This is a genomic window from Paenibacillus sp., assembly GCF_048976745.1.
In the GTDB taxonomy this organism is placed as follows: Bacteria; Bacillota; Bacilli; order Paenibacillales; family Paenibacillaceae; genus Paenibacillus.
The window spans coordinates 1,047,854-1,068,862 of sequence record NZ_JBHGUU010000006.1 but is presented as its reverse complement, the minus strand read 5'-3'; the positions used below and the strand labels follow the sequence as shown (position 1 = coordinate 1,068,862).

Sequence of the window (21,009 nt, the reverse complement as noted above, 5' to 3'; positions counted from 1 at the left end):
AACCTCCGGTACGAAAGTGATGATCTGTGCAACAGCAGATACATGAAAGGTAGATATTAGGACCAGCCCAGCGCTTTTTTGCCGGCTTCCAGAGCAGTTATGATCCGCTCTACATCGTACACATTCCCTCTCCAAGTCCCACCGCTGACCGATTGCAAGGCAGCCCAGAGCTTTGTATCATCCGGCAAAGCTTCATCAGGCCTCATCTCCGGATGGAAGGACCTTTGTGCGAGGATAACAGCACCTTCTTCAGGAGTAACCTCGATCTCTCCTTCTCCGATAAAGTTAACGCTGCCTTCCAGCGTGTTACGATCGACCACGATGTCAATCAGGTCTCCGTTCCGCAACTTCCCAATGGGTCCACCAGCCAGCGCTTCGGGGCCAACATGACCAATACACGCTCCGGTGGAAACACCGGAGAACCGGGCATCCGTAATAAGTGACACGTATTTACCGAAAGGCAAATGCTTAAGCGCAGATGTAAGCTGGTACGTCTCCTCCATTCCGGTTCCCGATGGACCTCTCCCGAGAAGCACAACAACGTCACCAGCCAGAATACCTCCGGTCTTAATCGCATGGATCGCCTCACGTTCGGTGGTAAACACCTTTGCTCTGCCACGATGACGGTATACGCCATGCTCATCCAGTACATCAGGATCAATCGAGGTGGATTTGATGACAGAACCTTCCGGAGCAATATTCCCGGTTGGAAAGGTTACGGTCGATGAAATTCCAAGCCGCTGGGCGTGTTCTGCACTCATGATGACACTGTCCGGATCGATTCCATCCTGATCTTTCAACTGTTTCCGCATGAGATGACGGCGTTCGGACGATTCCCACCAATCCAGCACCTGTCCCAATGACGTACCTGTAACCGTTGGTACAGACTCATCCAACAGACCAAGCTGTCTGAGGTGAAGCATGACCTCTGGTACCCCTCCGGCCTGAAAGACACGTATAGTTGGATAAAAGATCGGTCCGTTTGGCAGCGCACTAACCAGCCTTGGAACATTCTTGTTGACCTGTATCCAGTCCTGTACCGTGGGCACGGTTAAACCAGCCGCATGGGCAATCGCCGGGATGTGAAGAAGCAGATTGGTTGATCCGCCAAACGCAGCATGCACGGTCATCGCATTGCGAATGGAAGCATCTGTGACAATGTCTGCCATCCTCATCCCCTGAGACTCCATATGGATGAGTGCACGTGACGATTGGCGCGCCATTTCAATCCAGATGGGCTGCCCGGAAGGTGCAAGCGCGGCATGTGGGACTGTCATACCCAGTGCCTCTGCTACGACCTGGGCTGTAGCCGCGGTACCTAGAAACTGACAGCCTCCTCCTGGTGTAGCACAAGCCCGGCATCCTAAATCCGACGCCATTTCAAGAGAAATTTCCCCGTTGACGTACCGTGCACCGATCGTTTGAATTTTACCGGCATCCTCTCCTTCGGTAGGTGGAAGTGTGACGCCACCGGGAACGATTACACCAGGCAATTGCGGCATGCCGGCGAGCGCGAGCATCATGGCTGGAAGACCTTTGTCACAAGTGGCAACGCCAAGCACGCCTTTGCGCGTTGGCAACGAGCGAATTAGTCTGCGAAATACCATAGCGGCATCATTACGGTACGGAAGCGAGTCGAACATGCCGGTCGTCCCCTGTGATCTGCCGTCACACGGATCGCTGACATATCCGGCAAACGGGATTCCGCCCCGGCTTGACAGCTCTTCAGCGGCAGCCTTCATTAACAGGCCGACCTCCCAGTGTCCCGTATGGTAACCGAGTGCGGTAGGACTGCCGTCCTCATTACGTATGCCACCTTGTGTACTTAAGATCAGAAATTGTTTTCCGTTCAATTCCCCGGGCTTCCATCCCATTCCAACATTCTGGGACATGCCGAACAAGTCGCCGCTTGGAGCATTCCGCAGTAAATCATCCGTTAAAGGCAGACGTCCGGCAGCCCCTGGAGCATGTGCTATGATATCGAAGTCGTTGGATGCGTTCTCCCCCATAATCGACGTAATCTGTTCGTACATGATAGCCTCCCACAGTTTATGACTTCACGAAGACCGTTTTGATGGCCGTAAAAAACTCAATAGCCGCTTGCCCCTGTTCTCTGGAGTGTGAACTTGACATCTTCATCCCGCCGAACGGAGCCTGAAGCTCTACACCGGCCGTTTCTGCATTAATTCTGACAAGCCCGGCATCCATGTCACGGATGAAAGACAACACGGATCCGACGTTCTGTGTATAGATGGACGCACTTAAGCCGTATTCGCTGTCATTAGCGGCTTCGATCGCTTCCTCCAGTGAATCTACCGCAATCAAGGCCAAAACCGGGCCAAAGATTTCTTCCCGGGCAATGGACATATGGGATTCGACCCCTTCAAATACAGTCGGCTGCACATAGAATCCCTCTTCCAGTCCTGGACCGTCCGCTCTTTTTCCGCCAGCAAGCAGAACGGCACCTTCATCCTGGCCTTTTTGAATATAACTCAGCACGGTATTGAGCTGTCCTTCGCTTGCACATGGACCCATCCAGCTTCCTGCAGACATGCCGTCACCCAGCCGGATCTCCTGGATTTGCGAGAGCAGCTTTTCTTTGAAGGCATCGTATACTTTTCGTTCAATAATGACCTTGCTGGTGGCGGTACATTTTTGTCCTGTCGATTTCAATCCACCGCTGATGGTGGCTTCCACCGCCAAATCCAGATCAGCGTCAGCCGCGATAATAATCGGGTTTTTCCCGCCCATTTCAAGTTGATACTTGGCCCCACGTGCCAGTGCTGTGCCGCCGACCCTTTTCCCCACTTCATTGGAGCCTGTGAAGGTAATCCCGCCAACATCCGGATGCTCAGCCAGTGCAGATCCGATCACTGAGCCTCTACCGCATACCAGATTAAGAACGCCTGCCGGGATGCCTGCCTCTTCAAAACACTCCATGACTTTAGCGGCAGTGACCGCAGTTTCCTGAGCCGGTTTCAACACAACCGTATTGCCATAGATTAGGGCCGGAGCCGTTTTCCATATCGGAATGGCTACAGGGAAATTCCAAGGAGCAATAACCCCCACAACGCCAAGGGGTACACGAGTCGTAAACATCAGTGCTTCGCTGTCCGTTGATGGAATAACATCCCCGGTTTTTCGCATGCCTTCTCCAGCGTAATACCTTAAGATCGCGACACCACGCAACGTCTCTCCTTTAGCTTCAGGGAGTGTTTTGCCCATTTCTCTGGTCATCGCCTCTGCAACTTCATCGGCCCGGCGTTCCAGCACATTGGCTGCCTGAAATAGATAGTTGCCGCGTTCTGCGCCCGATAACCTCCGCCATTTTTTGGCTGCTTCCTTCGCTGCTGCGACAGCCCGGTTCAAATCCTCTACGCCGGAGGTGGGTACATGGCCGACTACCTCCTTACGGTTCGCCGGATTGATACTCGGTTCAGTCTCACCGGATGTGGCCTTTACCCATTCTCCGTTAATGTAATTGCTATATGTCTGCTCTACCTGAAATATGGTCATCGCATTCATCCTCCTTATACATTAGTTAGAAATGACTGGATTAATAAGTGTTCCGATATCGCTAATGGATATTTCAATGCGGTCCCCGGGTGCAAGTGTAAAATCATTCGGTGGTACGATGCTCGTACCAGTCAATAACACCGTACCGTCAAAGAGATCGTTATCTCTCGCCAGAAAGGAGACCAGCTCATCGAGTTTTCGGTTTAACTCACTCGTGCTTGCCTCGCTTTTGATAACGATTTCACTTTCACGATAGATCTCGCAAACGATGCTGAACGCGTATGGATTCTGTACCGTTTCCGCTAGACGAATGGCCGGACCTATGGAGCAGGAATTGCGCCACATTTTTGCTTGCGGCAGATACAGCGGATTTTCCCCTTCAATATCGCGACAGCTCATGTCATTGCCAACGATGTATCCTACAATGCTGCCATCTGCAGCAAGCACCAATCCCAGCTCAGGCTCCGGAATCTGCCAATTGGAATCGCTGCGAAGCGTGACTGGCTCATTCGGACCTACCGTCCGTGCTGCTGTGGATTTAAAAAAGATCTCGGGCCTTTCGGCATCGTAAACTTTATCGTAAAAGGTCGTCGCATCCAGCTTGCCTTCCGTTGCTTCATAATTGCGCGCTTCCCGGCTGCGCTGATAAGTCACACCCGCCGCCCATACTTCCGGAGCTTCCAGTGGCGTGATTAGATGCAGGGAAGTCCAATCGTCAGTCAACTTGTTTGACGGTTTAAAAGCGCTTTCAACAAGTTGTACGGGAGTAATCCCCTGCTTTCTTGCTTGATCAATCAAAGTCATAAAATCGGCTTGTGGCAAACGATACGCTTGTTCATCATCCGTAACGGCTGCCAGCCACTTCTGTTGTCCATCCAGAAATCGAATAATTCTCATTCAAGCTTGCCCCCATTCTTCCCCATCGGGTTGATAGTACTACCATAGCATTCGCTATGGTTCGTGACGATGTTCTAATCACTCCGACGATTTACCCTTTTCACGCATTATTTTTCTGTTAAGATGAAGTTAGATGCGTTGAAATACAGAATAGTACAAAGGGGTTGGTTTGCGGTGACCAAGCTTTCGGATGCTGTGTATTTAGGTCGTCTGCCCGATGTTCGCATGTCTTTTCAATTATTGGGGCTGCATGCCAGAAAAGTAGATTCCAACTGGACGTACCCGTCCCATGAACATTCAATGTATGAAGTGCACTGGATGATGGACGGCCAGATGAACATGGTCATTAATGGGCAGTCTTATCATCAGTCGGTGGGTGACCTCCTGTTCATCCGGCCTGGTATGACTCATTCTTGCACCGGTGCCGGACCGGAAGGATTCACTTACTTTTCTGTGCATTTCAGCATACACGACACGTCCTTTTGCAGAGAACTCAACCGTTGCAAAGATATCTATTATCCGGCAAATTCGAATTTGGCTCTGGGACTATCCTCTTCCCTGTCGACCTTGTATAATCTGGCCACAGAGCATTTGTCAAGTTCCCTATCTTCTTCCAAACAGATGAAGGTACATGCCGCCGTGTTTGAACTGCTTGGTGCCCTGGTCGGACAATTATCTCAGCAAGCCCCCATTACGTTGTCGAGAAAAGAAACCATTGCCCATCAGATTGCTGAGCACATTGAGGATTCGGTAAGATACATTCATCTTCACGGGGAAATTCAGGAGAGTGAGCGAACCTGGATTCAGGACATTGCCAAATCGCTGAGCATTAGCCCGTCCCAGGTTAATCGTATTTTTCGGGAGGTATACGGCATCGCTCCACGCAAGTTTCTATCCGAAACCCTTTTGCACGAAGCGCAGCGCTTGTTAAAACAAACCGACCTGAACATAGACCATATTGCGATGATGCTGGGGTACAAGACCAATGCGCATTTCAGCCGCCAGTTCAAGCGGTGGACAGGCATCGCGCCAAGTGAATTTCGCAGTCATTCGCAACAGGCCGGAGAAGCCACACATTCAGATTGACTATACTTAACGTTTTGAGATTCCTGAGAGAATCTCTGTAATCCCAGAGCCACCTGACCATTGCAGTAAGAATGTTACGACCATGAGATGCAGCAATCTCTGAGCCGCAGGAAGCTAACCAATACAAAAAGCAGCTGCTGGATGTCCAGTAGCTGCTCTATATTTCTCAGGGGGACTATGTTCCTCTGTTATACTTACGCCAAAATAAATGCAGCGAGGCTCGCACTTCCCGAACCCCGATATGTAAAATACAACGCCTGTACGCCATCAGGAATAATAATCTCGGCTGTATAGGGTTTCCAATGATTTGTAAAATGCACCGGGATTGTACCCAGTGCTGGGCCGTCCCATGCTGTTTTGACCTCGAATCCCCCGTTACAATATCCGCGCACCTTGATTGAGACTTCACGAATTCCTTTGCAATCAAAATACTTAAATCCTGCGGTTGCGGATTCAACCATATTGGCAATATAACCCGTCTCTTCATCACCGTCTCTACCATCCTGGGTTATCTTCGGAAAGCGGCTGTCCAGCCAGGCACCTGCTCCGAAACCTCCAGTATAGCTCTGATCATCCTGGGTAAAAAGATTGCAGGCAAGATATGCAGGATACTCACCTTTTCCTTCTAACGGTCTGCCGTTTGGACCGCAGGAGGTCATTTCCACCTGAAGAATGCTTCCGTCCTCCTGAAAAGATATCTTCTCGATACAGCCCTGCCGGTTGAATGCGTCCCCATTGGTATGACGGTGATAAAAGATATACCAGTCTCCATTGATCTCAACTATGCTGCCATGGTTGTTGCCCCCATAATACATGGGCTTTTCGGCAGGTTTGTACGAGTCGATATGGAGATCGCAGTTGCTTACGATAACGCCCTGATATTGAAATCCTTTGTTTGGAAACTGACTTGTGGCATAACATAATTCATGCATAACGATAGAGGAATATACGAGGTAGTAGGTGTCGCCTCTCTTTCGGATGGAAGGCGCCTCAAAAAATGCATGTCCCTCATAACCACTGCCTTCGCTGTAAGATTGACTAGGTATCACAAATACGGGTTCCTCCATAATCGTCAACATGTCTGAACCGAGCATCGTAGCCATCGCGCCATGTCTGGATTGGTTCCCAGGTGCACAAAAACCGGTATACAGATAGGTATGTTGTCCTTCAGTCATCACACCGGGATCAAACTGCGGCTCGTCTCCATCTCTTTCGCCCAGACGAGTGCCGTCGGCATATTGTACATATCCATGGAATTTAAATTTGCCAGCAGGTGTGTCACATACAGCCACCGAAACTACAGGTACTTTATCCAGCACGTAATACAGATAATACCGTCCATCGGGACCTAGCGTAACATCTGGTGCATACAGACACATGTCGCCATCCGGATTCAGAGGGTCATCTGTTTTCCGGTAGATCACACCCTCATTTCTCCAATTTCCAAGGTCATTCTCTGGAGCAGACCAGCATACGTAGTCATTCAGGCAAAAAACATGTCCGTTAAACCGGTCATGCGAACCATATACATATACTCTTTCATTAAATACGTAAGGCTCGCCGTCAGGGACATATTCCCAGGATGGAAGGTATGGATTCAAACCTTGTTTATTCATTCAACGTACACTCCTTGTTTAAAGTGATTGACCATCTATTACACTGACGATAACTTTCGTATAATTAGGAAATAACTGCAATGTTCCAAAAGTGTCTCTATTTATTCCATAACCTGCATAGTAAAGGTGACGAACAATGAATACTATTTTTTACGTTGAATATGATGCTGCCCATAATAATCCGTTTGTATTTGACATTCCCGAAGGTCATGATTGCTGGCTGTTAGTTGTTACTCAGACTCCTGCACAATTCTGGGTGGGCGGGAAACTGATAGATTATCCACCTCATTGTGCCGTTCTCTATCCACCTCATCAGAAAATATATTACCGCTCTTGTACGGAGCAATATGTGAACGATTGGATTCGTTTTGAAAGTGATGAAACGTTTGTAACCGATACCTCCCTTCCGTCAGGCACACCTTTCCCGCTGGATGATCCGGAATATTGTCATAAGCTGTTCCAATTGCTTGTTGCAGAGCATTCTTTACTGAACGATTACCGGGAATCGTCCATCAATTGCCTGCTGCGAACCTTGTTCAATAAATTGCTTGAGTCTTGTGTTCAAGAGAACATTAATCCTCAGCACTATCCTTTGTTGAAGCTTCGAACGGCAATTCATAACGATCCCAGCCATCCTTGGACAATAACAGAAATGGCGAAGACCATAAACGTCAGTCCGGGATACCTGCAATTGATGTACAAGAAATCCTTTGGTCTCTCTTGTATGGAGGATGTTATTCATAGCCGAATACGTTTGGCCAAAGAATATCTCAGACATCATACATATACGGTTGCAGAGATTGCCGATCGATGCGGTTACCGTAATGTCGAGCATTTTTGCAGGCAATTCAAAAAAATGACCGGTTCCTCGCCTAAACAGTTTCATAAACGACATGAAGAGCCCAGCTGACATTACAAAATGGTGAGATAAATCTCACTCTTCCACTCTGTCCAATGGGCGTTTACACATAACTTAGTCGTTCAATTGGTATAAACGTCAACGAGCTTGTTAGCGTTCTCTGCTGTCATTTTAAGTTAAGGTTTTAGACTGTAGGATGCAATGACATATTCTCAAGCATAATTGATCAATTATCATATTGTGATGCATTATAATGACATCTTGTTTTTGGCATATGCAGCCGCACCAATCATCCCTGCTTGCCCGCCTAATTTCGCTTGCACTATTGTACATGCTCGGGATGAAAGCTTTAACGCATGTTTCTCAACAGTCTCACGTACTGTATTCAGCAATCGATCACCGGCAGCCGACATTCCTCCACCAACAATAATCACTTCCGGATTGAACAGATTGATTACATTGGAAAGACCAAATCCGAGAATTTTACCGGTCTCATGCATAACTTCAATAGCAAGTAAATCTCCAAGATCGTATGCTTCCGAGATCATACGGGCAGTGATTGTTGTCCAATCCTCTCCCACCCATTCCATAATCATACTTGATCGGCCTTCCTCCAGCTTGTCCGTAAAGGTTTTGACGATGCCTATCGCAGACACGTATCTACCTAGACAGCCCGAACTTCCACAACGACAAGGCCGCCCCTCTCGGTACATATTCATATGACCGATTTCGCCTGCACTTGATGTAGTACCGTAGAGAACTTTTCCGTCATTGACAATACCAGATCCCAGGCCAGTGCCTAACGTAATCAATATCAGATTTTTATAGTCGCTGCCTGCACCAAACTGCCATTCACCATACAGATTTACACGAACATCATTGTCGATGTAAACAGGAAATTCAAAATGATTTTTCATATAGTTCACGACATGGATGTTTTCCCAGTCTGGAAAATTAGGTGAAAATATGGATAGTCCCTGCTCCGGATCTAATAATCCAGGAATGCCCATACCCATGCACAGAATAGAAGCTGGCTGGATTCCCTCGGAAGACAGCATCTCTTGAATAATGTCTACGATTCGGTTTAATACATGAAACGGTCCTTTTGCTGCCTCTGTAAGGTCGCTTCTTTCGTGAATTTTTTGAAACTTCAGGTTGAAAATGGATGACTTAATATTGGTTCCACCCAAGTCAATTCCAATTATGTATTTTCGCATAATAATCTCCGCTCTCATTTATTTGGATACCGATGAACGTTACCCTACTTGATTCACTGGATCATCCAACTCTACATATGCTCAAGCTTCTCCATAACTCAATCATCTTGTCAGAGTGACTTTCTATAGTATAGGTTCCGGGCTGGAAATTGAACAAGCGTCTCCAGACAAAAAAGAAGCCACTACGATTAGTGACTTCTTGGGACATAAAGTTTACAATTATCAATTTACTTTAAGTGTAAGGTTCCGATGCATTAATCCTTATTCAAGGGTTCTATTGGGATGAAGTGCACGAGCCATTGCATCCATATAACCCTTAACAGTTCGCTGACTCACTTCTGTTTCCGGAGCAAGAATTTCGAAAAGGTGGAAGCAACCTGGATAGAGGTGAAATTCAACGTCTACACCTGCTTGTGCTAATCGTGCCACATAGTCCATCGTTTCGTCCCGAAATAGATCGAGTTGACCTACACAAGTATAGGCTGGCGGCAATCCAGCCAAGTTCTCTGCTCTCGAAGGTACTGCGTAAGAAGAACTTCCACTGCCATCATTCCCCTCACCAAGGTACATATTCCAAGCAGCAATGCTGTCCGTTCGATTCCAGATTGCGCCCTCTTCTGTTATCTCATGACTGGATGGCGTGATGTTACGGTTATCCAGCATCGGGTACAAAGGCATTTGAAAGATAATCGACGGACCTCCTTTATCACGTGCCATCAGCGCTAGTGCTGCTGTTAGTCCTCCACCACCACTAGCACCGGCAATGGCAACCCGATTCACGTCAATACCAAGCATTGCTGCTTCCTCCGTCATCCATACCAATCCAGCATAACAATCTTCAATCGCCGCAGGATAAGGATGTTCAGGAGCGAGTCGATAATCGACTGATACGACAATACATTCTGCTGTCTGAACAAAATGTTCACACAATTTGTCGTCCATATCTGGATGTCCTAACACGTATCCGCCCCCGTGAATCCATAACATGGCTGGTAGTAAATCATTGGTTCGCTCAGCCGGCTCATATACTTTGACCAGCATCTCACCTCCTTCCCTCGGAATTTGGCGACTGGTTGTAGTAACTTGTTCTGAGCTCTTCACAGAGGTAGCCGCTACTAAACTTCTGCTCCACTCTAAATTTTTCTCCAGTTCAAACCCTGGAAATTGTGAATATACCCCTCTTAATTCTGGTAATATACGTGTCTCAATACTCATGATCATTCCTCCAAATATAATAATGAATTCGTTCATTTATGTTTTTACAGTTAATTCTTATCTCATTTCAGCTTCCCACTTGGAAATTTCCTCTCGTACTCGCGGTGCAACCTCTTTACCGAGCAATTCGATAGCCCGCATTACCAACTCATGTGGCATCGTGCTTAAGGGAACATACATCATGAAACGTGTAACTCCTACATGCTTGCGCAGATGAATAATTTTTTGAGCAACTGTCTCCGGATCACCTACATACAACGCACCATCAAAGCTGCGGGCAGCATCATAGCTGGAACGATCATAATATGCCCACCCCCGTTCTCTGCCGAGTTTATTCATGCCGTACTGAGTGGACGGGAAAAAGAGTTCTGCAGCCTTTTCCGTATCATCTGCAACAAATCCGATAGAATGTGAACCTACCCGAAGCTGCGATACATCATGACCGGCATGAGCTGCCGCCTTTTTATATAGTTCTACCAGCGGCGCAAATTTTGTTGGGTTTCCACCGATAATTGCAAGAACTAGCGGCAGACCTAAAATTCCAGCACGTATGGCAGACTCTTGGGTGCCTCCGCTTCCGATCCATACAGGTAAGGAATTCTGAACAGGGCGCGGGTACACCCCCAGATTATGTATCGCTGGTCGATGGCCTCCACTCCAAGTGACTTTCTCGGATTCCCGTAATTTAAGAAGCAGTTCAATGTTTTCATTAAATAAATCCTCGTAGTCATTCAGGTTATAACCAAACAGCGGAAAGGATTCAATAAAGGAACCCCGGCCAGCTATAATCTCGGCACGTCCATTGGAGAGACCGTCCAGCGTGGCAAAATCCTGAAACACACGGACAGGATCTGCTGAAGAAAGCACCGTCACAGCACTTGTTAATCGAATTCGTTTTGTGAGGGGCGCCGCAGCGGACAAAACCATTGCCGGTGAAGAAGCCGCATAATCTTCACGGTGATGCTCACCTACGCCGAACACATCAAGTCCCACCTGATCTGCAAGAACGATCTCTTCGACGACTTCTCGCAATCGCTGTGCGTGACTCATGACAACCCCAGTCTCCGTATCAGGTTTTGTTTCTACGAATGAAGTAACTCCTATTTCCATAATTAATCGCTCCTTATATTTTTCTTTCCTTAAGAGGAATGCTCAAGACAACGAATTAAAGCGGTCCAATCCAACTCACCATAACCATGAGCAATTCCTTCCGTCAGGTGCTGATGGATAAGCTGACCTAAAGGCAGAGGAGCTTGAACGGACTTGGCGGCCTCGATAGCTAGAGCGACATCCTTTAACCCGAGCTTCATTTTAAAACCGGCTGGTTCGAAGCGTTGTTCGGTCATAATCGCTCCATAGTTCTGATATACCGGAGATTGAAAAAGTGCATTCACAACATCCATATATCGGGACGGCTTAATGCCGTGTTTCTCAACCATGAGCTGCGCTTCCGACAAAGCTTCCAGCATGGAAGCAATTAGAAAGTTAACGCCTATTTTGACGATGTTACCTTCTTCGCCATGATCTCCAATCTCAAATATCTCTTGACCTAGTGCTGTTAATATGGGGAGTGCTCGTTGTCTTGCGTGTTCCGGACCAGCTAAAATAATACGCAATGTAGCTGCTTTAGCGGCATCCGGACGCCCCATCACAGTGGCAGACACAAAGTGTTGCTGTCTCTCCGCATGCATAGCGGATAATTTCCGAGCAAGATCCACGCTGATCGTACTGGCAGATACGTGAATTCCATTTTCAGATAATCCGTTCAGTACGCCGTTGGGTCCCTCAACAATCTCCTTCAAAGCAGCATCATCAGATAACATGGTAATGACAAAATTGCTTTCTTTTGCTGCTTCTAGTGCTGTTTGGACATAGCGTGCTCCCTGTTTTATCAAGGGTTCAACTTTTTCGGGAGTCCGATTAAAGATGACTAATTCATGCCCCGATTTCAACAGGTTCTGTGCCATAGGTAGCCCCATATTCCCAAGTCCAATAAACGATACCTTCATTGGTTGCATCTCCTTATTCATGATGGATTCTCAATAACGGAATGAATGTTCCAGAATGATCAAAAAAATGATGGTCTTACATATACTCTTCAAATGAGACCTTCAAAATATGAGGAACATAATAATGGAACAATCATTCCGGAATTGTCAAAAAAAAATTATATCCCTGCCATTACAAAGTTAATCATCTCTTTGGCACGTTCCGGATCTTGACCTGTTTTGGACATAATATTTATGCTTTGATGTAGATTCAGCAATAAATACGACAATGTTTTGATATCTGTTGTTTTATCTATCTCTCCCGATTGTTGACCCTTCTCCAAAAGCTCATAGAAAGCTTGTTCCAAATCCAAAAAACTAGTCTTTATCAGGACATTGATCTGTTCATCTGGTGACTCCAATGTTGTAGCTGTATTCGTTACAAAACATCCGCCCGGCAGGCTTGTATCGTATGCTGAAGCAATATGATTTTCAAAAAATTGAAGAATTCCATCTCTAACGTTGGATGCTTGTTCAAGAATGGTCTGTTTATTGGAATTCCCTTTTTTATAATGCTCCAGGGCATCTCTGTACAAGGTTTGCTTGTCGGAAAACGTATCATAAAGGCTGGACCGACTAATGCCCATCACTTCCAGTAAATCCGGTATGCTGGCAGCCTCATATCCTTTTTTCCAAAACAACAGCATCGCTTGGTGTAACGCTTGATTTTTGTCAAATTCTTTAGTCCTGGCGATAAGTAACACCTCCTGTTTCAGAAATATAACATATCTGAACTGATCAGTCCAGAAAAGAATTTTGCAGATGATACAGCACAGACAATGTGCCAGCCAACCTTAGAGGCAATGTGCTCATCATGCAAACTGACGGCAATCTGGTGCTGTACTACAATGAAAATCCGGCCTTGGGTTGGTACTCTGTCTGGGCTTCGAATACAGGTGGACATTAGATAACATATCAGTAATTTGTATACGGATTGTTGCTCTAATCTATCATGAATATGGAATGTGATTCGCATAATTACTCTGTTATAAACCAATCAAAAGAGATCCTCCGCATTCACTGCGGAAGATCTCTTTTGATATTTACATGAACCAACTTGATAACTTAACTTGTTATATAAACAGATTATGATTTGCTTGTGATGCTTGTCCAAGATAATAACCGACACCACCAATTTTAACTTGGTCTATTAATTCTTCACGCTGAATTCCCATTAAATCCATGGACATTTGGCAGGCAATGATCTCCACTCCTTGAGCAATTGCACTCTCTAACAATTCCTCCAACGAAGGCACCTGATGTTTTTTCATCAACCCACGGATCATTTTTGGGCCTGCTCCGAGCATATTCATTTTGGACATGCCAAGTTTCTGGCTGCCGCGAGGTAACATCATATCAAACATACGACCGATCATGGTTTTGGATAACTTCTGCGGTTGCGGCTTACGGATAATACTCAATCCCCAAAATGTGAAAAACAGGGTTACTTTCCGTCCACTCGCTGCTGCCCCATTAGCAATAATGAGTGAGGCAATTGCTTTATCCAGATCACCACTGAAGACAACCATCGTGCTGGCAGGATCACTGATGGAAGAATCCGATACAGGTTGTGTTGTATTTTTAACAATGACAGACTCAATGGTACCGCCTTTCATTCTTTCCAACTGCAAGATTGTGGAACCCGACATTGTAGCCCATGCTTTGACATCTTCATAGAAGCCTGGATCGGAAGCTTTCACACGAAGGGTTTCCCCGTTTGAGAGCTGATCCATTTTCTGCTTCACTTGTATTAGCGGACCCGGACAACTTAATCCGCATACGTTCAAGTCATGATCAATACGTTGTGGCTGTGTTGTGTCAGTGGGAATAGACTTTTTTTCCTTAACGTCCACCGCAGGATCATGATGATCTTGTTTTGCAGCAGTAAATGAAGCCGGCTTAAACTGGGCTTGACGGTATGTTTTATAACCACCACTCAAGTTTTTCACACTAAAACCATGCTGACGCAAAATTTGCGAAGCTGTGTAACCACGTAAGCCGACTTGACAGTATAGCCAGATTTCTTTGGATGGGTCTAATTCATCTAAACGTTGACGAAGCTCATCAACTGGAATAGAGAGTGAACCCGGAATATGACCATTCTGATGCTCGATTTCACTGCGAACATCCAGAAGTATCGACTGCTCCGGCTGACGATCAGCCAGTTGATTATAGGTGAACGTCTGAACACGTCCGCTGATCATATTCTCTGCTGCATATCCAGCCATATTTACGGGATCTTTGGCAGAAGAATAAGGTGGCGCGTAGCTGAGTTCAAGTTCTGTCAAATCCCCTACATATCCTCCAAAATGAATGGCTACTGCAATATCATCAATTCGTTTATCCACTCCATCATACCCGACGGCTTGCGCGCCTAAGATTTTACCTTCCGGAGTAAACAGCAGTTTAAGAGTAATTGCGCTTGATCCCGGATAATACGATGCATGAGAAGCAGGGTGTACGATAACGGTTTGATATTCCACGCCGAGACGCTGTAGTGTTTTCTCATTACTGCCTGTCGTGGCTGCCGTCATTCCAAAAACTTTGATAATGGAGGTCCCTTGTGTTCCTTTATAGGTAGAATGAAGCCCTGCAATACGATCAGCAACGATACGGCCTTGTTTGTTGGCAGGTCCGGCAAGGGGAATCGTTGCCTTCGTACCATGAATGGTTTCCGTTACTTCGATGGCGTCACCAACAGCATAGATGTGTGGCACACTGCTTTCTAGAGCTTCATTTACAATAATATGTCCACGTGCACCCAACGAAACGCCGCTATTTTTCAAAAAAGAGGTGTCTGGCGTAACGCCTATCGCAAGAATAACCATGTCGGCAGTCAGCGTTTGACCATCCGCAAGTTCAACCCCTATACCCTGCTCTAAGGAATGGAATCCCTGAACACGTTTGGAAAACAGCAGGTTAACACCATGATTCTCCATTTCCTGTGCCAATGCGGCTGCTAACTCGGGATCATATGGTGTGAGTACTTGTGCGTTCCCCTCAATCAGCGTTACATCCAGACCCGCTTCCTTTAAATTCTCAGCCATTTCTACGCCTATAAATCCACCACCTATGACGATCGAAGACTTGTTGTTAGAAGAACTTACCTGTTCTTTGATCCGATCAATATCCGGAATACTTCGTACGGTATAAATTAGCGGATTATCCTTGCCCGGCAGATCGGGAATGACCGGTTTGGCACCTGGTGACAATATCAATTCGTCATAACTTTCTTCATATACACCGCGTTCCTGGGAATGTATCTTAACCACCCGCTTTTGGGAATCAATAGCTACAACCTCACTCTTTGTACGCACATCGATACGAAAGCGATCTGCCATCCCTTTTGGTGTTTGCACCAGCAGACGCTCCCGATCTTCGATTGTGCCACCTATATAATAAGGTAAACCACAATTGGCAAATGAGATATAGGGGCCTTTCTCAAAGATAATAATCTCGGCATGTTCATCCAGACGACGAAGACGTGCAGCTGCAGATGCCCCTCCAGCTACACCGCCAACAATGAGTACTTTTTTGTTCATGATTCACAATCATCCTTTTCAAATAAAGTTTTAATAATCTGTTCAACCCGTTGATCGGCAAGCACATAGTTCACTTCAAGACCATTTCGTTCCGTAGCAACAATACCTGCACTACGAAGCTTCTGGAGGTGTTGTGACACGGTAGATTGGGGAAGATCCAGACATTCCTGCATATATGAAACATTACATTTTTTTTTCTGCATTAATCCCCTAACAATACATAAACGAATGGGGTGAGATAATGCTTTCAGCAGATTAGCAGGTTCATCAAACTGTTTAATGTTATTGCTGTCAAAAGCGGGTGTGTTCAAAAGTATCCCTCCTAAATCGTTATATCGTAATAATACGATTTATTGATATGGATGTCAAATGTATTCTGAAGTGAATGCATTCAGTTAGTCGCATACCCACCCAACACTAAGGCTTTTGCTTGTTCCAGGTGGAAGATAAAAATGATCAATGCCTGCCAAAACCGCTAAAAGCGACATTTGACAGGCATTGATTGTATGAGGCTTTATAGATAGCGATTTAATGAAACGCCTTATATTAGAGTATAACAGGCTGTAGCAGTCCGTCCTTACCAAACAGAAGCGGGTCCACACATATTTCGCGATGATACCCCTTTCCAGAGGAAAATCGGGATAGTGGTGTGACAAAACGGTGATAGGCAATCTGGTATTGCCCCGTTTCGGAATCAATAAATATACAGTGATGACCTGTGCCCAGCATGCCCTTCTCGACATTTTTGCTCAGAATCGGGTATTGATAGGTAATAGGACCGTATAATTGCTCTGACGTACCGTAATTCACATGATAGTCTTCGCTGCCTGTATCATCACAGGACCACGTGAAGTGGTATAGTCCGCCTTGCTTTAACACAGTTACCGCTTCACGAAAATCATGCAAGCCCGCCAGATTGCTCATTGTGTCCTCCACTACACTTATCATGTCTTCACCAAGCTCCACAATGGCAGCATGTCCATTGCCAAATAACAGATACGGTTTTCCAGTATCTTCGACATAGATAGAGGGATCAATCGCTTGTCCCATGGTAATGCCCAGACGTTTCAACTGCTCCATTGTGATTAAAGGCTGCGACTCGGCCAGGAATGGACCAATCGGTGTATCTGCTACAGCAACGCCAATGGCACTCTCTCCGTTACGCATTTTGCCACAGAAATAAAAATAGAACTTTCCGTTTCGGCTGGCAATGGCCGGTGCCCAGGCATTACCAGTTGCCCAGCCGACATCCTCTGTTCCCAGATCAAGGATCACGCCTTCGTCTTGCCAATGCTTCAGGTCTGAAGAAGAAAACACCTTGAATTGTGTCCCCGACCACCCCTCGAAGCCATCTGTTGTTGGATACATATAGTAACGATCCCCAAACTGTTCGACATCAGGATCGGCATATTGTCCGGGAAGCACCTGATGACCATCTCCGAAAGCCGCGAGAAGTCGGCTGCACTCCTCAGCTGTGATTGGCATGACACTTCCATGACGCTTTTGATTCGTTCCCATATCAAAATCACCATCAGGGACGATTCGGAATTCTCCACTTCCCAGATTTGTAGTCAACAGAGGAAGATAACCCTTGCCTTCAGCAAATCGATCAACAATCAGGCACCATTCCTCCCGGTCATTGAATTTAAAGATTTGAGGTCCTTCCACACCTGCCACAGCCTCCAGTACCGGGGATTGCAGCGAAGCAAACGCCCCTTTGTCCAGAGAGTCTCCCCTTTCTACCCGTATGTTTTTGGTTGTTTCATCCTTGGAGTATCGATAGTAAGAGCCAGCCGAAGGAAGAATCGTTGTATCAATAATATGATTATCCCGTTCAATGTATTTTTCCGATGCCGAGAACGTACGAAAGTCTTTTGTACGAGCGCTGTATATTTTTTGTTTTCGTTCTTGCTCCTGAGGTTCCTGCGTCGCAGAAGCCCAGAATACGAGAAACTCATCTGTTATTTCATCATAAACTGCTTCCGGTGCCCAGACACATCCAGCCCCTTCAACACCTAGTGTGACGCTCCATGGGGATGACCAGTTCACAAGATTGCTGGATTCCCATACGATTACGTCACGGCTCCCGGCATTAACGGCATGAGTCCATCCTTTGCCACTTGCGATGCGGAGATCCGTAGCAATCAGATAAAATTTATTTTCCTTGACGGAGCGAACCAGAAACGGGTCTCTTACCCCCTTTTCTCCAAGGTCGGAATACAGCACAGGCGAGCCGCCATTCAGATCCTTCCAGTGAAGACCATCCTCGCTATAGGAGAAGTAAACCTGCTCCCCATCTGGTTGTTCGCCAATAAAATGTACAAAGAGATACCCATCATAATTTGGAGTTGTTTTGGTCAATGGTAAAGAGCCTCCTGAAAATAAAATTGACTTTATACTAACAGTAATAAAAAAAATGAAAGCGTTCTACTTATGTTGTATCATACTTCAAAAACAATGGAATGAGTATATTTTTGTATATTTTCATAATCTCGTATGTTACATATCAGTTGATCTTTCGTCGGAAGCACATCGCCTTTATTTTACCTCGGGTATACAAAGTTCTTGGTTTTCATTTACAAATAAGTGCTAACCTTTTTAATGATGAACAAATGAATACAGATTCATGCATTCATTTTTGTGTTGAGATATGATGAGGAGGAATCATTGTGAAATTATCCAAAAGAGTATTACCAGCGGTAGCGCTGACTCTGGCTGTATCGGCTTCTACTCTCTTGACTGCCGGACAAGCAAGTGCGGTTCAAGCTGTAAGTGTGGAGAAAAAACAGATCAAGAACATCATCTTCCTCATTGGGGATGGCATGGGGACCTCTTATACTTCCGCCTACCGTTATATGAAAGATGATCCTTCAACGAAGGGCATGGACAAAACCGTATTTGACCCTTATCTGGTTGGGGCACAAATGACCTATCCGGATGATGATAAACAAAATGTGACGGATTCCGCTTCCGCAGCAACAGCCATGTCGGCAGGTGTGAAAACCTACAATGCTGCCATTGCGGTTGACCCTGAGCAGAAGGAAGTCAAAACCGTACTTGAGCAGGCAAAAGAAAACGGGAAAGCCACCGGACTCGTGGCTACATCGGAGATCACTCATGCCACACCAGCTGCTTTTGGTGCCCATGATATCAGTCGAAAAAATATGGATGCTATTGCGGACGATTATTATGATGAGTTGATTAACGGCAAGCATAAAGTTGATGTACTTCTGGGCGGAGGGAAATCCAATTTTGTACGCGAGGGTCGTGACCTGACGAAGGAATTCCAGAAGGCCGGATTCAGCTATGTTACAGATCGTTCTTCTCTCCTTGCGGATAAGAATCAACAAGTTCTTGGGCTATTTGCGGACGGAGGTCTGGACAAGTTGATTGATCGTAGTGCTGCAACTCCATCATTGGCTGATATGACCAATACAGCGATTGATCGTCTCAGTTCGAACGACAAAGGATTCTTTTTAATGGTCGAAGGCAGCCAGATCGATTGGGCAGGACATGATAATGATATCGTTGGTGCGATGAGTGAAATGGAAGATTTCGCAGCAGCATTTCAGGCCGCTATTGATTTTGCCAAAAAAGACGGTGAAACACTTGTTGTAGCTACTGCCGACCATTCCACGGGCGGACTTACCCTTGGAAAAGACGGAGAATACAACTTCTTCGTAGACCCGATCAAAGCTGCTCTGCGAACTCCAGACTTCATGGCAGCACAAATTGCAAAAGGTGCTTCGGTTGAAGAAACATTGAAAAGTTATCTGAAACTGGAGTTGAAGTCGGAAGAGATTCAATCCGTGAAAGAAGCAGCCAAAAGTGCAGACGTAACAAAGATTGATAATGCCATAGAAGCAATTATTGATAACCGTTCATTTACGGGCTGGACGACAGGTGGACATACAGGTGAAGATGTTCCGGTCTATGCCTATGGCCCGGCAAGTCATCGCTTTGCCGGTTTGATCGATAACACCGATAATGCCAAGATCATATTTGATATTCTCAGCAATCATCAATAATTCAACACTACAGCAGTTTACGATCATCCCTTCTCTTCTTTCATCCGAAGAGGAGGGATATTTTTCATTTCAGAGGATGTCACTCGACATCAATGGGATGTTTGATTTGATCCTCATAATAATCCATATAGATCCTGCCGTCGCTTCCTTTTACCGCATAGAATACATCGCTTATGTTTTTACTTTGCAATTCAAGCTGTTGTATCAGTTCCTTATCAGATATGCCGTTCAGTTCAAGATTCTTGCTTAACATCTCTCCGTCCATAATTAACTCCACAGGCATGCATTCAGGATTGGATTCTACCTTCTTCTGAACATCCTCTACCGTAGCCGTTTTATACTTGGCTTTTTTCATGACCGATACTTGTCCATTCACTTCGAGTAAGGCGTACTCCACTTCCTCCATGTTGAAAATATCTTTCTGTCTTAACATTTGGTTCAAGGAATCCAATGTCAGTTTATTTTTGGCGAGATTATTTTCAAGAATTTTTCCGCCTTCTATTATTACAGTGGGTGAGCCTTCAGCCAATAGGCGCAATTTTCTGCTTTTCAGATTTAATCTGGATAACAGATAAGATGTTCCGGTAAAAACAAGTAGCGAAATAATCAGATGTGTGACTTCTATTTTTTCGTTAAAAGCTAGATTGGCAGCTATGGCTCCCATGATAACTGCGGTGACAAATTCGTGGAAGTTCATATCAGACAACGTTTGTTTTCCCAATATGCGCGCAATACCCAGTAGAAGTATGAAGGCAAAGATACTTCGGATGAAGATGATAAGATGTTCGTACAATGCAAGCACCCTTTCACTCGTTAGATAATTATGAACTCTTCTGAGTATTCACTCCATTATCCTTAAATATGTTGCCTTATCTATAATCAAATGAAACAAAACAACATAATCCATCATTATTTTGAAAAATGCAAAAGAATGAAAGCGGTTGACATCCAATTTGCTAATATGCATTATATCCCCTGGAGTTGG

Annotated in this window: 16 protein-coding genes; 3 read left to right on the top strand and 13 right to left on the bottom strand. The window is 45.7% G+C overall.

All coding sequences use genetic code 11. The features are described from left to right. Positions 1-56 precede the first annotated feature (56 nt). From ACE3K2_RS11360 to ACE3K2_RS11350, 3 genes are read right to left on the bottom strand one after another with little or no spacing between them, the layout of a single operon-like run. Positions 57-2,033 (bottom strand): YjhG/YagF family D-xylonate dehydratase, encoded by a 1,977-nt coding sequence (locus ACE3K2_RS11360; protein WP_421889854.1) that lies wholly within the window; start codon positions 2,031-2,033, stop codon positions 57-59. Positions 2,034-2,049: 16 nt separating this feature from the next. Continuing rightward, complete coding sequence (gene gucD, locus ACE3K2_RS11355; RefSeq protein ID WP_421889852.1) at positions 2,050-3,516, bottom strand: alpha-ketoglutaric semialdehyde dehydrogenase GucD; 1,467 nt, start codon at positions 3,514-3,516, stop codon at positions 2,050-2,052. A gap of 21 nt (positions 3,517-3,537) precedes the next feature. Next, positions 3,538-4,413, bottom strand: coding sequence for a fumarylacetoacetate hydrolase family protein (locus ACE3K2_RS11350; RefSeq protein WP_421889850.1), 876 nt, complete (start codon positions 4,411-4,413; stop codon positions 3,538-3,540). A 174-nt stretch (positions 4,414-4,587) separates the two neighbouring features. Here ACE3K2_RS11350 and ACE3K2_RS11345 point away from each other — a divergent pair, with 174 nt between their 5' ends. After that, positions 4,588-5,499, top strand: coding sequence for a helix-turn-helix domain-containing protein (locus tag ACE3K2_RS11345; protein ID WP_421889848.1), 912 nt, complete (start codon positions 4,588-4,590; stop codon positions 5,497-5,499). A gap of 194 nt (positions 5,500-5,693) precedes the next feature. Here the strand turns inward: ACE3K2_RS11345 and ACE3K2_RS11340 are convergent, their stop codons facing one another. Next, complete coding sequence (locus ACE3K2_RS11340) at positions 5,694-7,115, bottom strand: family 43 glycosylhydrolase (protein ID WP_421889846.1); 1,422 nt, start codon at positions 7,113-7,115, stop codon at positions 5,694-5,696. A gap of 136 nt (positions 7,116-7,251) precedes the next feature. Here ACE3K2_RS11340 and ACE3K2_RS11335 point away from each other — a divergent pair, with 136 nt between their 5' ends. Next, a complete protein-coding gene (locus ACE3K2_RS11335; RefSeq protein ID WP_421889844.1) occupies positions 7,252-8,025 on the top strand; it encodes a helix-turn-helix transcriptional regulator in 774 nt (257 codons plus the stop codon). Between the two features lie 197 nt (positions 8,026-8,222). Here the strand turns inward: ACE3K2_RS11335 and ACE3K2_RS11330 are convergent, their stop codons facing one another. The 8 genes from ACE3K2_RS11330 to ACE3K2_RS11295 form a co-directional block, all read right to left on the bottom strand. Next, positions 8,223-9,191, bottom strand: coding sequence for an ROK family protein (locus tag ACE3K2_RS11330; RefSeq protein WP_421889842.1), 969 nt, complete (start codon positions 9,189-9,191; stop codon positions 8,223-8,225). Between the two features lie 261 nt (positions 9,192-9,452). Beyond that, positions 9,453-10,406: an alpha/beta hydrolase gene (locus ACE3K2_RS11325; RefSeq protein ID WP_421889840.1), complete on the bottom strand. Its 954-nt coding sequence runs from the start codon at positions 10,404-10,406 to the stop codon at positions 9,453-9,455. Between the two features lie 57 nt (positions 10,407-10,463). Beyond that, positions 10,464-11,516 (bottom strand): LLM class flavin-dependent oxidoreductase, encoded by a 1,053-nt coding sequence (locus ACE3K2_RS11320; RefSeq protein WP_421889838.1) that lies wholly within the window; start codon positions 11,514-11,516, stop codon positions 10,464-10,466. 29 nt (positions 11,517-11,545) lie between these two features. Next, entirely contained in the window at positions 11,546-12,415 is an 870-nt protein-coding gene (locus tag ACE3K2_RS11315) for an NAD(P)-dependent oxidoreductase (RefSeq protein ID WP_421889836.1), read from the bottom strand. A gap of 158 nt (positions 12,416-12,573) precedes the next feature. After that, positions 12,574-13,158: a TetR/AcrR family transcriptional regulator gene (locus tag ACE3K2_RS11310; RefSeq protein WP_421889834.1), complete on the bottom strand. Its 585-nt coding sequence runs from the start codon at positions 13,156-13,158 to the stop codon at positions 12,574-12,576. Between the two features lie 369 nt (positions 13,159-13,527). Continuing rightward, a complete protein-coding gene (locus tag ACE3K2_RS11305; RefSeq protein ID WP_421889832.1) occupies positions 13,528-15,996 on the bottom strand; it encodes an FAD-dependent oxidoreductase in 2,469 nt (822 codons plus the stop codon). Next, the gene (locus ACE3K2_RS11300) at positions 15,993-16,307 is read right to left on the bottom strand and encodes an ArsR/SmtB family transcription factor (RefSeq protein WP_091030120.1); all 315 of its coding nucleotides are present in this window, start codon (positions 16,305-16,307) and stop codon (positions 15,993-15,995) included. The genes ACE3K2_RS11305 and ACE3K2_RS11300 overlap by 4 nt, the downstream gene beginning before the upstream one ends. Before the next feature lie 235 nt (positions 16,308-16,542). After that, a complete protein-coding gene (locus tag ACE3K2_RS11295) occupies positions 16,543-18,357 on the bottom strand; it encodes a family 43 glycosylhydrolase (RefSeq protein ID WP_421889830.1) in 1,815 nt (604 codons plus the stop codon). 302 nt (positions 18,358-18,659) lie between these two features. Here ACE3K2_RS11295 and ACE3K2_RS11290 point away from each other — a divergent pair, with 302 nt between their 5' ends. Then, positions 18,660-20,024 (top strand): alkaline phosphatase, encoded by a 1,365-nt coding sequence (locus ACE3K2_RS11290; RefSeq protein ID WP_421891176.1) that lies wholly within the window; start codon positions 18,660-18,662, stop codon positions 20,022-20,024. Positions 20,025-20,103: 79 nt separating this feature from the next. Here the strand turns inward: ACE3K2_RS11290 and ACE3K2_RS11285 are convergent, their stop codons facing one another. Next, entirely contained in the window at positions 20,104-20,826 is a 723-nt protein-coding gene (locus tag ACE3K2_RS11285; protein ID WP_421889828.1) for a DUF421 domain-containing protein, read from the bottom strand. Positions 20,827-21,009: the final 183 nt, after the last annotated feature.